Below are 14,556 nucleotides of genomic sequence, written 5' to 3' on the forward strand. Positions count from 1 at the left end.
CATATTTAAACTAGATTTTTTGGCGGACAGCGATAGGGCTGTCCGTTTTTTTGTTTTTCAAACCAAAGCAATGTTTTTTATAGAGTAACAGAAAGCATTATTTATATGCAAGTTTGGGTAATGATTTTGTTATAAAACCATGAATAACTTAATGCACGAATTTATGAATCATTCGTGTAGAAAATTGCTGTTTTTTGATAATTTCAAATTTCCAAAAAATGTATGTTCTTAAAGAACATCTAAATGATTTTTGCTGAGTTGATGAGTCTTTCAGGCTCCATAGGTCACAGGATGCAAATGATGCCCGAACAGAGGAAAAAAGAGTTATGTTGAGTCGATGTTGAATCCCACAAATCTCCGATTTGTGGACAATGTGGAAATCTATATCGTTTTTTCCACAATAAAAAGCCTTTAAATCTAAGTTATACACAAAGTTATACACATTATCCACAGGCAAAACTAGGTATAACCTGTAGAAAAATCCATCTTGTGTCTGATTTTGTCAAAAGGAAAAAATCCATATTTTTTGACAATAAGTTGGAAAATTCGAAAGGTTTACAGCATAAGCACGTTTTTTTGTAAACCGAACGAGGGGATTGTGCACTATCTTTTCATAAATTGAAATAAAAGCTATGAGTGGGAAGGTAAAAAAGTAACAAGAAGTTTACTCTATTTGTTTATTATTTAGAAAATTATAGAACAAAATATTATATATTAAATAAAATTAGAAAATTTTGTTTTTTTTGGTTTTAGAAAGAGGACTTTTTCTTTTTAGGACGAATTATAATACATATAAAAGGGTAGCCTTTTATAAGCTCCTCTTTCAAAAAAGAGGAAGGAACAAAGATCCTATCTTTGGATCACGAAGGGAGTTGTTTTTTATGGTATATAACATCATCGGAAAGAACATTGACGTATGGGACAAGACAAAGGAATCAGTTGAGCGTAAGATGGATCGCATTGAAAAGCTGTTTCCCCAGGATGCAGCAGCTACGATTACCCTAAGTCTGGAAAAACTTGTTTCAACCGTAGAAGTGACGATTCCTATGAACAAAAGACTGATTCGTGCAGAGGTAAGTGATTCAGATATGTCGGCTGCAATGGACAAAGCCGTAGATATTCTGGAGTCTCAAATTGTACGTTACAAAAAACGTATGCGCACAAGGGTACGTCAGAACGGTGAGAGCCAAATGGAGGAATATCGTGCAATTCTAGTTCCTGAAACCAGTTTGGATGAAGAACCATTGTTCAAAATTGAGAAGGTAAAACATTTTGAAGTAAAACCCATGGATGCTGAAGAAGCAGTGATGGAAATGGAGTTGATTGGTCACAGTTTCTTTGTTTTCAGAAATGGAGAGACAGACGAGTTAAATGTTGTTTATAAAAGAAAAAATGGTTCTTATGGCTTGATTGAACCGGAATTTTAATAAGAAGTTTGGGTGATTTTCACCTATGGAGGGTGTCGACATTGTCGACACCCTTTCTCAAATTAAGGAGTCCGCTATGTGTTGATTTTTTATGTTATGAACCGAGAAAAAACTCGAATTAATATATGGATTATGATATGATGAAGAACGTAAGATTGGGAAACATAATGGAGGACAGATATGGCAAAATTATATTTTAAATATGGCGTGATGGGGAGCTCAAAATCAGCACAAGCTTTGATTACCAAATTCAATTATGAAGAGCAGGGCATGGGGGTATGGCTGATTAAACCCGCAAATGATACCAGAGATGGTATGGAAATCGTTCGCAGCCGCATTGGTCTGGAGGAAAAGGGAGACGCCTTTGGGCAGGAAGCTGATTTATTTCGTGTATTTCAAGAGCGGGAAAAGGAATTTTATGAGGTAATTATTGTTGACGAGGCTCAATTTTTAGCACCAAATCAAGTGGAGCAACTGCGAGATATTGTGGATATTTATAACGTTCCTGTCCTGTGTTTTGGACTTAGAACGGATTTTCGTACAAAGCTGTTTCCCGGTAGTGCAAGATTGCTGGAGCTGGCAGACTCTATTTCAGAGTTGAAAACAATTTGTGCTTGTGGCAGAAAAGCTGCTGTAAATGCCAGATTAGACCAAGAGGGTAATGTGCTTACCCAAGGGGAACAAGTTTTTTTGGGCGGAAACGAAAGCTATCGCCCCATGTGCTATCGTTGTTGGAAAAAGGCAATTCAAAAGGAGACTGAAAAATGACAGAGCAGGAGTTTTTCGATTTTATTCATACAGCGGAAAATCTAAAAAATAATACCCGTCACTCCGTTACAAGCCAAGGCAGGCCAGAGAGTGTGGCAGAGCATAGCTGGCGTGTATCGCTAATGGCTCTTTTGCTGGAGGATGAAATTGCGGGAGCAGATTTTAACAAAATTATACGGATGTGTATTCTCCATGATTTGGGAGAGGCAATTACAGGTGATATACCCTCATTTTTAAAAACCGAGGCAGATTCTGCCCATGAGGATCAGGTGGTTTTCCGCTTGATGGATACACTACCTCAACCACAAAGGAATAAATGTAAAGTTTTGTTTGAGGAAATGTTGGCGCTAGAAACAAAAGAAGCCAAAATTTATAAGGCTTTGGATAAGCTTGAGGCAGTCATTCAGCATAATGAGGCGCCCCTTAGCAGTTGGTTACCCTTGGAATACGAATTAAACCAAACATATGGGACGGAAGAGGCTCAAAGGGCAGATGAGGTTATTATGGGTTTGCGTTTGGCGGAAATAGAGCGTACCAAAAAGAAAATTGAGACAGAACGTGCATGAGCTTAAGAAAGGGGAATGTATTTATGGGAAAGGAACAAAAAATACATTTGCGCCTCTCAAATCTGCAAATTGTTGCTTTGGGATATTTTTTTGTGGCAATTGTAGGGACAGTTCTTCTTTTGCTTCCCATTTCTTCTTCTGCTGGGGAAAAAACCACTCTCCTAGAGGCGCTGTTTACAGCCGTTTCTGCATCCTGTGTAACAGGGCTTGTTTTGGTTGATACCAGCACACACTGGACGTTGTTTGGTCAACTTGTTATATTATTGCTGATTCAGGTAGGCGGAATGGGATTTATGACAATTGGCATTCAGTTTTTGCTATTGGTTAGGCATAAAGTTAGCTTGCGTGAGCGGGAAGTTATGGTAGAGAGCATCAATGCCTCCAAATTAGGTGGCATAGTAGATTTGACGAGTAAAATTTTTAAGTGGACACTTTTGTTTGAAGGGATAGGCGCAGGATTGTTGGCAATCCGTTTTATCCCAGAGTTTGGACTAAAAAAAGGACTGTTTTACAGTATTTTTCATTCTGTATCTGCTTTTTGCAATGCAGGGTTTGATTTGATTGGAATAAAGAGACCTTTTGATTCCCTAGTTTCGTATTCCAACGATTTATTAATCAATGGTACATTGATGCTATTAATTATCATTGGGGGTATTGGTTTTTTTGTATGGGACGATGTGAATACTCATGGCTTTCGTTGGAAGCGGTATAGCTTGCATACAAAAATTGTACTGACATTCACCGCTGTTTTGGTGATTGGCGGAGGATTGCTATTCTTTTTATTAGAAAGCAGAGCAACAGGGGCAGGTATGGGTGTAGAGGAACGGGTTTTAACAGCGTTGTTTCAGTCTGTCACCTGCCGAACGGCTGGGTATAATACCATTGACACAGGGGCTATGAGCGAAGGAAGCAAGATGCTCTCTATGCTTTTGATGTTCATTGGCGGCAGTCCGGGATCAACCGCGGGAGGCATTAAAACAACAACCCTGGCTGTATTCATTTTGTACACTGCATGTGGCATTAAGAGAGAAGGACGAGCAACTGTTTATGGAAGAACCCTTTCTGGGGATTCCATTGAAAAGGCGGTTTCTATTTTTACCATTAGTTTGGGGCTGGCCTTAACAGCAACTTTGTTTATCTGCGCTATGCAGCCACTGGCTGGAATTGATGTACTGTTTGAGGTGTTTTCAGCCTTGGGTACTGTGGGTCTCACTACAGGGATCACCAGAGAATTAACACCTGCCAGTGCTTACGTTATCGCAATATTGATGTTTTTAGGGCGGGTAGGCAGTGTATCCTTGGCAACAGCCTTGTTGGAGAAAAAGGCTAGGCCTCCTGTGACATCACCGGAAGAAAAAATAATGATTGGGTAGGGTGAGAGATATGAAATCATTTTTAATCATTGGCATGGGCTCCTTTGGACATCACCTATGCCGAAGCCTTGAAAAGCAAAATTGTGAAATTATGATTGTTGATGAGAAGCAGGAGTATCTTGAGGACATGCTTCCTTATGTCACCAGCGCAAAAATTGGGGACTGCACCAACCCTGAGGTTTTAAAGAGTTTTGATGTGGAGGCTTTTGATGCATGCTTTGTGAGTGTAGGAGGAAGTTTTCAAAACAGTTTACAGATTACCAGTTTATTAAAAGAGCTGGGGGCAAAAAAAGTTTACAGCAAAGCTGATGAGGATATACAAGCGAAGTTTTTGTTGCGCAACGGTGCAGATGAGGTGATTTATCCTGAAAAGGATGGAGCTGAGCGGATTGCCATCCGGGTTAGCTCGGACAATATTTTTGATTCTATTGAAATCTCCGAAGACTATTACATTATGGAGATTCAGCCTCGCCAAGAATGGTTTGGAAAAACAATTTGTGAACTCAATTTCCGCAAAAAATATCGTTTGAATATTATGGCTGTAAAAAAAGGAAAGGAACTTTTTCCAATGCCTGATTTAAATTATGAATTTACCCAAGGTGAGCACCTTATGGTGCTGGGGCATATTGATGATATCAGAAATGTAACGAAATAGTTTTCAAAAATTCCATTTTATTTTGTTCTGTAAGTATTTGAGAGGCAAGAAAGGGGCAAAATGAGGACGGATAGAGCTTGGTAGTTGGTTTTCGGCATTTTAGAAGGATTTGAATTGGATGGATATACTTGTTAATTCTGATCGTGTCTTTTAGAAAGTGTCTCTACATAGGACAGGTTTCATTCTGTTGCACTGTTGATGGGACGGTTGTTTTAACCGGGGAACCATACGCTACTCCGGTTTAGGAAAAATTAGTTAGAAAGCTTAAATCTTTGTTAAGAACCCCCGAAACAGGTAATTTATCCTTGCCTATGGGGGTATTCTGATGTTAAACTATAAAAATGTAATCGTCTGCCTATTTGGGCAGAAAAAAAGAATGAGGTGGACCATAATGGGTTTTTTTGAAAAAATATTTGGCAATTATAGCGAAAAGGAAATAAAGCGGATTACGCCGATTGTTAAGAAGATTGAAGGCTTGGCGCCTCAATATGAAACCCTCACTGATGAGGAATTGAGAGGCAAAACCCAAGAATTTAAAGACAGATTGGCGAAGGGCGAAACCTTGGATGATATATTGCCGGAAGCATATGCTGTTGTTCGTGAGGCATCTTCTCGGCCTCATGTGTTAAATATGCGCCATTTCCCTGTGCAGTTGATGGGTGGTATTGTTATGCATCAGGGACGTATTGCCGAAATGAGAACCGGTGAAGGTAAAACGTTGGTGGCGACCCTATCTGCATATTTAAATGCCTTAGAGGGCAAGGGCGTTCATGTTGTAACGGTTAATGATTATTTGGCACAGCGTGACTCTCAGTGGATGGGCGAGGTTTTTCGTTTTCTTGGCTTAACTGTAGGCTGTATTTTAAATAATATGGATAATGATGAAAGACGTGAGGCTTATGCCTGCGATATTACCTATGGAACCAACAACGAATTCGGTTTTGACTACCTGCGTGACAACATGGTGGTAAAAAAAGAGAGCATGGTGCAAAGAGAGTTGCATTTTGCAATCATCGACGAAGTTGACTCCGTTTTGATTGATGAGGCAAGAACCCCTTTGATTATTTCTGGTAGTGGTTCAAAATCAACGGATTTATATCGGGTTGCTGACTTGTTTGTGAAACAGTTGAAAAAAGGCCGTATTTTAAACGAAGATGAAGCAATGAACCCCCTGCTTAGAGAAGAGCTTCAGGAAGAAGGGGATTTTGTTTTGGATGAAAAAGCAAAATCCGTTGTATTGACGCAAGAAGGTGTGGAAAAAGCAGAAAAATTCTTTTCTGTGGATAACCTTTCTGACCCTGAAAATATGGAATTACAGCATCACATTAACAATGCGTTGAAGGCTAATTACAATATGCATCTGGATAAGGATTACGTTATTGCCGAGGGTGAAATTGTTATCGTTGATGAATTTACCGGACGTATGATGCCCGGTAGACGTTATTCTGATGGTTTGCATCAGGCTATTGAGGCAAAAGAAAACGTACAGGTTAGAAGGGAAAGCAAGACCCTTGCTACCATTACCTTCCAGAACTATTTCAATAAATATAAGAAAAAAGCAGGCATGACAGGTACTGCCAAAACTGAGGAAGATGAATTCCGTAATATTTATGGCATGGACGTTGTGGAAATCCCCACTAACAGACCTGTTCAGAGAAATGATTTGCAAGACGTTGTATATCGTACTGAGGCAGGAAAATTCCGTGCTGTAGTTAAGGATATCATGGAGGCAAATGCCAAGGGACAGCCTGTTTTGGTAGGTACCATAACCATTGATAAGTCGGAAGAGTTGAGCAAATACTTGAAAAGAGAAGGCATTAAGCATCAGGTTTTGAATGCCAAATACCACGCTCAAGAAGCGGAAATCGTTTCCCTTGCAGGTCAGATGGGCGCAGTAACCATTGCTACCAATATGGCAGGCCGTGGTACGGATATTAAGCTGGGTGAGGGTGTTGCCGAGATTGGCGGTCTGAAAATCATTGGTACGGAAAGACATGAATCCAGACGTATTGATAATCAGCTGCGCGGTCGTTCCGGTCGTCAGGGTGACCCTGGTGAATCCCGTTTTTATATCTCCCTTGAAGATGAATTGATGCGCTTATTTGGCTCTGAAAAAACTATGAAGCTTGTGGATGCCATGGGCATGAGTGAGGATGACCCTATTGAAGCAGGCATGCTGACAAAGGCCATTGAAAATGCCCAGAAGAAGGTGGAGGGTAACAACTTTGCCATTCGTAAGCATTTGCTTGAGTATGATCAGGTTATGAATGAACAGCGTGAAATCATTTATGGTGAACGCCGCCGTGTATTATACGGCGAGGATTTGCGTGACAGCATCATGGCTATGATTCATCAAGTAGTAGCACGCAGTGTCGACACCCATATGACTGATGAGCAGCTTCCCGAAGAATGGGATATGGCGGCATTTAGTGAGCATTTTGCTTCAATTATTCCTGTGGGCAAGATAAATATAAAAGAAGATGCTTTAGCCCAGATGAGTAAAGATAAGTTAAAGGAAAATTTAACGAAGCTTGGCGAGCAGTTATATGAAATGAAAGAAAAGGAGATCGGCGAAGCAGAACGTATGCGTGAGCTTGAGAGAGTTATCATGCTTCGTGTGATTGACCAGAAGTGGATGGATCATATTGATACCATGGATCATATGCGCCAAGGTATTGGTCTGCATGCTTATGCCCAGAGAGATCCTTTGATAGAATATAAATTTGCCGCTTACGATATGTTTGAGGATTTAAGCAATAACATTCAGGAGGATACACTGAGAATTTTGTATCGTATTCGTATTCAGACAGAGGTACAGCGTGAAGAAGTAGAACAGCCTATGTTCACTAACAAAGATGATTCCGCAGTAAAACAGCCTAAGAAGCGTAGTGACGAGAAGGTTGGCCGTAACGATTTATGCCCTTGCGGCAGTGGTAAGAAATATAAGCACTGCTGTGGCAGATAATGATTTGCAATTGGGGGGAGAGATATGAATAAAATCATAGAAATGCCCTTTTCCATACCCTTTTATACCCAACGGGTCACTGAGGAGAGCTGGAAGGCCGATGGTTTTTTGGATTTTGAGGAAGGCTTAAGCTGGGAAATGAGAGGGTGTGGCATTGCATCTTTGCGTATGATCGTGGATGGATTTTTACAACAAGCAGGTGAATCTTACTGTGAAAAGCAAGGCACCATGATTCATAAGGGTCTGAAAAAAGAAGCCTATAAACAGGGTGTTGGTTGGATTCATCAGGGATTGGCAGAGATGGCAGAGGAATATGGACTTTTAGGCGTAGCCTATCGAGGAAAGAATGCCTTTGATGTTGCCGCAGAAATTGAAAAGGGAAAGCCCTGCATCGTTTCTGTTTCCCCCAGATTTGCTGGGGGAAAAACCGATGAAAACGGAAATCTTTATGGCAAAGGCGGCCATTTGGTTGTTGCTTATGGCTGTGAAATGGATGAAGAGGGCAAACCTGTGGCTTTTTTGATACATCATCCATCCTGCTTCTTAGAATATAATTGGCCAAGACATTGGGTTTCTATAGGGGAATTCGATGCATCCTTTTCTGGAAATTATATTGCATTTCAAAAAGGCGAAAGCCAGAACCGTGGGTTTCACCCACACCCACTTACTTTTTGAAAAAACAAGCCGAAAACTTTTATTGAACCCCATTATTATGGGGTTTAAAAGGCAAAAGGTTAAGATGACAAAGATACAAGGTGTGGTAGTGGGTATTCGTTTGTCAATATTCATAGCAAAAATTCAATTTTTGTATGGCTTGTAGGGTTCGGGACGGCGTCCCAAGAACTTGACCATGGATTGTATTTTGCACATGATTATATATTTCATTTTTAAAGGAGTTGATTTTTAAATGTTCGAGTTAGAACAGATCCGTCTGGGGCTTACAGCTTACGACGAAAAATTAGAGGAAATGGGGGCTTCACTTTGACGTCGCAGGCGCAAAGGAGAAGATAACCGAATTAGAAGAGCTTTCTGCAGACCCCGAATTTTGGGGAGACTTGGAAAAAAGCCAGAAAACATTGCAACAATTGAAGGCGCTGAAAAATAGGGTGGGCAAGTTTGAAACACTGGTTACCACCTATGAGGATATACTCACTCTCATTGAAATGGGTATTGAGGAACAGGACGAAAGCGTTTATGAAGAAGTAAAGGCAATGCGCAATACCTTTGAAACAGAGTTCGAGGAGTTGCATATCGCTACAATGCTGGATGGGGAATATGACCGCAACAATGCCATTGTTACCCTGCATGCAGGCACCGGCGGCACAGAGGCCTGTGATTGGACCAATATGCTGTTCCGTATGTATAGCAAATGGGCGGCAAAGGCTGGTTATGAAGTGGAAATTCTGGATATGTTAGATGGAGATGAGGCTGGCATAAAATCCGTTACCATTCAGGTTAATGGTGAGAATGCTTATGGCTATTTGAAGTCGGAAAAGGGCATTCACCGTTTGGTTCGTGTATCACCTTTTGATAGCTCAGGAAGACGTCATACGTCTTTTGCATCCTGCGATGTTATGCCTGAAATTGAAAACGATAATGAAATTGAAGTAAAGCCCGATGACATCCGTATTGATACTTATCGTGCCAGTGGCGCAGGTGGTCAGCACGTTAATAAAACCTCTTCGGCAATCCGTATCACCCATTTCCCTACAGGAACTGTGGTGCAGTGTCAGGATGAAAGAAGTCAGTTCAGCAATAAGGATAGAGCCTTTAAAATGCTGAAAAGCAAGCTCCTTGCTTTGAAAATTGAGGAGCAGATGCAAAAGCTTGCTCAAATCAGAGGAGATATCAAGGAAATTGGCTGGGGCAGTCAAATTCGCTCTTATGTATTCATGCCCTATACTATGGTAAAGGATCACCGTACAGGCGAGGAAACAGGCAACGTTGGTGCAGTCATGGATGGTGAAATTGATCCATTTATCAGCGCATACCTTGCTTGGATTCATAGCTAAAGGAGAACGTATTGAAAGAGATCAGAATTACCAAAAATGAAGAAAACCAAAGGCTGGATAAATTCCTGCTAAAATATATGAATAAGGCTTCCAAAGCCTTTATTTATAAGATGCTTAGAAAAAAACGCATTAAATATAACGGAAAAAAAGCGGAAGGCAGTGAGTTACTCCGAGCGGGTGACTCCCTTTCCTTGTATCTTTCTGAGGAGACCATGTGCTCTTTCATGGAGGAAAAGGCTGTTGCCCAAGCAAAGCGCCATTTTGCTATTATTTATGAGGATGATGACGTTGTTGCGGTGGCAAAGCCCGCAGGTCTTTTGACTCACCCGGAAAAAAGTGAGGATAAGGATACCTTGATTGATCAGGTTTTGTTCTACCTCTATGAAAAAGGGCAGTATGCACCTACCATGGAAAGTACCTTTACCCCTGCGCTATGCAACCGTTTGGATCGCAATACCAGCGGTATTGTGTTGGCAGGGAAAACCTTGAAAGGGGTGCAGAGCCTGAACGAGGCCATTCGTAATAAGCAGGTGGACAAGTACTACCTTACGCTGGTTCAAGGAGAGGTAAAACAAGAAGGTGAGATTTCTGCTTTTCTTTCAAAGGAAGAGGGCAAGAATCAAGTGCGTATTTCAAAGGAAGCAGGCATTGATGGGAAAGAAAGTATTACCCGTTACCGCCCCTTAGCTTATCAAGATGGCTATACCCTTTTGGAAATTCACTTAATAACAGGAAAAACCCATCAAATTCGTGCCCATATGCAATCCATGGGGCATCCGGTTGTGGGTGACCGAAAATATGGAGATACCGCGGTAAATCAAGAATTTAGACAGAACTTTGGTCTGTCAAACCAGTTTTTACATGGGGCAAGGCTTGTATTTTCCAACACGGACGGTTCTTTAAGCTATTTGAAGGGCAAAACCCTCATTGCACCGTTGCCGAAGGTATTTCAGCAGATTGTAGAAGATATTTTTGGGGAAAGTGTAACGTTGGAGTAACGAAGGAGGCGCAAATATGAAAGCCATTATATTGGCGGCTGGCTATGCAACAAGGCTATATCCTTTAACTTTGCATAAGTCGAAGGCTTTGCTCCCGATTAATAAAAAGCCGATTATTGATTATATTATTGATGAAATGAACCATGTAGAAGGTTTGGATGAGATTTATGTGGTTACCAACAGCCGTTTTTATGAGCAGTTTTTAGACTGGGCGAAAACGGTTCATAGCAAGGTACCGGTTTTTATTTTAGATGATGGAACTACGGATGACAGCAACAAACGGGGGGCAATTGGAGATATTTCTTTTGTCATTCAAGAAATGAAAATTGACGATGAGTTGATGGTCATTGCGGGAGATAATTTCTTCACCTATTCCTTAAAGGATTATGTGGATTTTTTCCATGAAAAAAATCGGGATTGTGTTTGTGTAAAGGTTTGGGAGGACAAAGAGTCTTTATCCCAGTTTGGAATAGCCCTTTTGGATGAAAAGGGATTGGTTCTTGATATTGAAGAGAAACCGGAACAACCAAAGTCAAATACTGTTGTGTTTGCCACATACTTATATAAAAAAGAAACGGTACCTCTGTTTGCCACCTATTTGGCAGAGGGGAATAAGCCAGATGCACCGGGGAATTTCCCGGCTTGGCTGTATCGACGCAAAGAAGTGTATGCCTATACATTTACGGAGGAATGCTACGATATCGGTACGCCGGAAAGCTACCGCGAGGTATGCGAACTGTTTGAGGATTAAGTCCGAGTCCGACGCAATTGCGGCGACTGACAGCAAAAAGAGCCGCTTGATGCTCTCCCGTAAGGAAGTAAACAAATTACTTCTTTATGAGAGGACATCCCAGCGGTTTTTTATTGTACAACATTGAGAAGCTGAAAATACGCAAAAAAAGGAGAAATACCATGGAATGGATTGAAGTTTTTGTAGCTGTAAGCCAAACGGGGCTGGAGCCCATCGCAGGTTTATTATACGAGTGTGGCCTGACAGGGCTTATGATTAGTGATGAGGCGGATTTTCAGGAGTTCTTAGAGGCACCCAATAGAGATTGGGATTATGTTGCTGACGAACTGGTGGAAGAAAAACAAAAGCTGGAAACAGGGATTACCTTTTTCTTGAGAGATAACCTTTATGGCAGAGAACAGTTGGCGCAGATTAAGAGTGCTTTGACTGTGATTCAGGAGCAGGAAAAAGAACTGGATTTAGGTTCATTGGAAATGACCATGAAAAATGTGCAGGAAGAGGATTGGGCGAATAACTGGAAGAAATACTTTAAACCTTTTCCTGTTGGAGAAAAAATCATGATTAAGCCCTCTTGGGAGGAGCTGACAGAGGCAACGGATAAGGTGGTATTGAAAATTGACCCCGGCCATATCTTTGGTACTGGTACCCATGAAACCACTCAGCTTTGTATGGAACTGATCGAAACATATTTGAAGAAAGATGATGTTGTTTTAGATATCGGTTGTGGCAGTGGTATTTTATCTATTGCATCGCTTTTGCTGGAAGCAAAAGAAGCAGATGCTGTGGATATTGATCCCAATGCAATGGAAATTGCTTATGAAAACAGTGATCGGAATGATATTCCAAGAGAAAAGTATCATGTTTGTGCAGGCAATATTTTAGAGGAGGAAGCTCTTCATCAAAAGTATAGCGGCAAAAAGTATGATATGGTTGAGGCGAATATTGTTGCCGATGTGATTATTGCATTGACCAAAAAAGTGCCGGATTATATCAAGGACGGGGGGATTTTCCTCTGCAGCGGCATTATTATTGAGCGGAAAGAGGATGTACTTTCTGCTTTGATTGCTGGTGGATATTCGGTATTAGAAGTAAAAGAGAAAAAAGGTTGGGTAGCCATTGCGACTCGCTATGAGGGATAAGAGATGCCAAAATTTTTTGTAGAGCCTCATCAAATAAAAGATAACCTCATCCAAGTGATTGGAGAGGATGCGAAGCATATTAAAACTGTATTGCGCTCTCGGGAAGGGGAGGAAATTACCCTTTGTGATGGTTTAGGGACAGATTATTTTTGTCGGATTGCTTCTTTGGAAGAAGGCGTTACGGCAGAGGTACTCTCCAGTGAACCATGTCAGTCTGAGCCTAAAACAAAAATTACCCTTTATCAAGGTTTGCCTAAGGCGGATAAAATGGAGCTTATAATCCAAAAATGTGTAGAGTTAGGCGTGGATCGTATTGTTGCCGTTTCTACGGAACGCTGTATTGTCAAGCTTGATAAAAAAGAGGAAAAAAAGCTGGACAGATGGCAAAAAATTGCCGAGGCGGCGGCAAAGCAAAGCGGCAGAGGCAAGATACCTGAAATAGCACCGAAGGTTCTGCGTTTTTCGGAGGCTTTGGCAGAAGCAAAAAACTTATCCGGCGCAATCATTCCCTATGAAAAAGAAGAATACAGGGGGATACGTAGCTTTGTAGAGGGTTTTGCTGGGAATGAAGTTGGCGTTTTTATCGGCCCTGAAGGGGGCTTCACAGAAGAGGAGATTCAAGGGGCAAAGGATGCAGGGGTGTTGCCCGTTACCCTTGGTAAGCGGATTTTACGTACAGAAACAGCTGGGATGACTGCCATTGCTATTTTGCTGTACGAGTTAGGTTAAGGAGGAGTAAGATGATTTATTTGGATAATGCCGCTACCACAAGGGCTTTGCCTGCTGTGGCGGAAAAAATGACATATATGCTCACAGAACAGTATGGAAACCCCGCCTCAGTAAGCATAATGGGTTTAGAGGTGGATAAGGAAATTCGCCATGCATCCCAGATATTAGCCCGTGGGATTCATTGCAAGGAGGAAGAAGTGTTTTTCACCAGCGGTGGTACAGAAGGGGATAACTGGGCAATTTTTGGTACTGCAGAGGGTTATCAAAGGCACGGTAAACATTTCATTACAACCCAGATTGAGCATCCAGCGGTGAAAAATCCCATGAAGGCTTTGGAGGAAAAAGGATGTGAAGTAACTTGGCTTTCCGTTGATTCCAAGGGACATATTTCTCTAGAGGAATTGGCTGCTGCAATTCGACCTGATACCGTTTTGGTGAGTATCATTTTGGTGAATAATGAGACAGGGGTTGTGCAGGACGGATTGGCGATTGGTAAACTGATTAAAGAAAAAAATCCCCAAACATTATTTCATGTGGATGCAGTACAAGCCTTCGGCAAGTATCCCGTTGATGTGGAAAAGATGAAGATTGACCTCCTTACCATGAGCGGACATAAAATCCATGGCCCTAAGGGCGTAGGTATGTTGTATATGCGAAAGGGTACCAAGGTAAAGCCTTTTATTCTTGGCGGCGGTCAGCAGAAGGGGCAAAGAGCGGGTACGGAAAATGGCCCCGCTGTAGCAGCTTTAGGGGTTGCCGCAGAGGAAGCCTTTGGCCATATGCAAGAAAGCATTTCCCATGTTTCCGCTTTAAAGAAAGCTTTGGCAGAAGGAATCTTAGCCATGCCCAATACCAAAATCAATGGAGACGGGTTAGATGAGGCAAGTCCTTATGTTTTAAATGTTACCTTTGAAGGGTTGCGCAGTGAGGTTTTACTTCACGACCTGGAAAGTAAGGGGATCATTGTTTCTGCAGGCTCTGCTTGTGACAGCAAAAAGAAGGTGGGAAGCCCTGTGCTTATGGCAATGGGCATGCCTTTTTCGGAAATAGAAGGGGCTGTGCGCTTTAGCTTTTCCAGATATAATACCATGGAAGAAATTGAAACTTGCTTATTGGCATTGGAAAAGTCTGTGCCATTTTTAAGAAAATATAACAGATAAAAAGGGGAGCATT

The 14,556-nt window shown here is 41.5% G+C and carries 13 protein-coding genes; all 13 read left to right on the top strand.

What is annotated here, in order from left to right; genetic code table 11:
• The first annotated feature begins 881 nt into the window (after positions 1-881).
• The 13 genes from hpf (at position 882) to NE558_RS04435 (ending at position 14,543) form a co-directional block, all read left to right on the top strand.
• The gene (gene hpf / locus NE558_RS04375) at positions 882-1,427 is read left to right on the top strand and encodes a ribosome hibernation-promoting factor, HPF/YfiA family (RefSeq protein WP_256148691.1); all 546 of its coding nucleotides are present in this window, start codon (positions 882-884) and stop codon (positions 1,425-1,427) included.
• Between the two features lie 180 nt (positions 1,428-1,607).
• Complete coding sequence (locus NE558_RS04380; RefSeq protein WP_256148692.1) at positions 1,608-2,195, top strand: thymidine kinase; 588 nt, start codon at positions 1,608-1,610, stop codon at positions 2,193-2,195.
• Complete coding sequence (locus tag NE558_RS04385) at positions 2,192-2,761, top strand: HD domain-containing protein (protein ID WP_256148693.1); 570 nt, start codon at positions 2,192-2,194, stop codon at positions 2,759-2,761. The genes NE558_RS04380 and NE558_RS04385 overlap by 4 nt, the downstream gene beginning before the upstream one ends.
• A 23-nt stretch (positions 2,762-2,784) precedes the next feature.
• Positions 2,785-4,134 (top strand): TrkH family potassium uptake protein, encoded by a 1,350-nt coding sequence (locus NE558_RS04390; protein WP_256148694.1) that lies wholly within the window; start codon positions 2,785-2,787, stop codon positions 4,132-4,134.
• Between the two features lie 10 nt (positions 4,135-4,144).
• Positions 4,145-4,789, top strand: coding sequence for a potassium channel family protein (locus tag NE558_RS04395; RefSeq protein ID WP_256148695.1), 645 nt, complete (start codon positions 4,145-4,147; stop codon positions 4,787-4,789).
• Between the two features lie 391 nt (positions 4,790-5,180).
• Positions 5,181-7,754 carry a preprotein translocase subunit SecA gene (gene secA / locus NE558_RS04400; RefSeq protein ID WP_305144977.1) on the top strand — a complete coding sequence of 858 codons (2,574 nt, stop codon included), beginning with the start codon at positions 5,181-5,183 and terminating at the stop codon, positions 7,752-7,754.
• Positions 7,755-7,778: 24 nt separating this feature from the next.
• Positions 7,779-8,429, top strand: a complete 651-nt coding sequence (locus tag NE558_RS04405) for a C39 family peptidase (RefSeq protein ID WP_256148696.1) — start codon at positions 7,779-7,781, stop codon at positions 8,427-8,429.
• A gap of 232 nt (positions 8,430-8,661) precedes the next feature.
• A protein-coding gene (gene prfB, locus NE558_RS04410; RefSeq protein ID WP_256148697.1) for a peptide chain release factor 2 occupies positions 8,662-9,766 on the top strand; the annotation gives its coding sequence in 2 pieces (ribosomal slippage) (positions 8,662-8,736 and positions 8,738-9,766; 1,104 coding nt in all).
• Between the two features lie 11 nt (positions 9,767-9,777).
• Entirely contained in the window at positions 9,778-10,764 is a 987-nt protein-coding gene (locus NE558_RS04415; protein ID WP_256148698.1) for an RluA family pseudouridine synthase, read from the top strand.
• 16 nt (positions 10,765-10,780) lie between these two features.
• Positions 10,781-11,515: a nucleotidyltransferase family protein gene (locus NE558_RS04420; protein ID WP_256148699.1), complete on the top strand. Its 735-nt coding sequence runs from the start codon at positions 10,781-10,783 to the stop codon at positions 11,513-11,515.
• Between the two features lie 161 nt (positions 11,516-11,676).
• Positions 11,677-12,654: a 50S ribosomal protein L11 methyltransferase gene (gene prmA / locus NE558_RS04425; RefSeq protein WP_256148700.1), complete on the top strand. Its 978-nt coding sequence runs from the start codon at positions 11,677-11,679 to the stop codon at positions 12,652-12,654.
• Positions 12,655-12,657: 3 nt separating this feature from the next.
• A complete protein-coding gene (locus NE558_RS04430) occupies positions 12,658-13,383 on the top strand; it encodes a 16S rRNA (uracil(1498)-N(3))-methyltransferase (RefSeq protein ID WP_256148702.1) in 726 nt (241 codons plus the stop codon).
• Between the two features lie 11 nt (positions 13,384-13,394).
• Positions 13,395-14,543, top strand: a complete 1,149-nt coding sequence (locus tag NE558_RS04435; protein WP_256148703.1) for a cysteine desulfurase family protein — start codon at positions 13,395-13,397, stop codon at positions 14,541-14,543.
• Positions 14,544-14,556: the final 13 nt, after the last annotated feature.

Source organism: Anaerotignum propionicum (assembly GCF_024461735.1).
GTDB lineage: Bacteria > Bacillota > Clostridia > Lachnospirales > Anaerotignaceae > Chakrabartyella.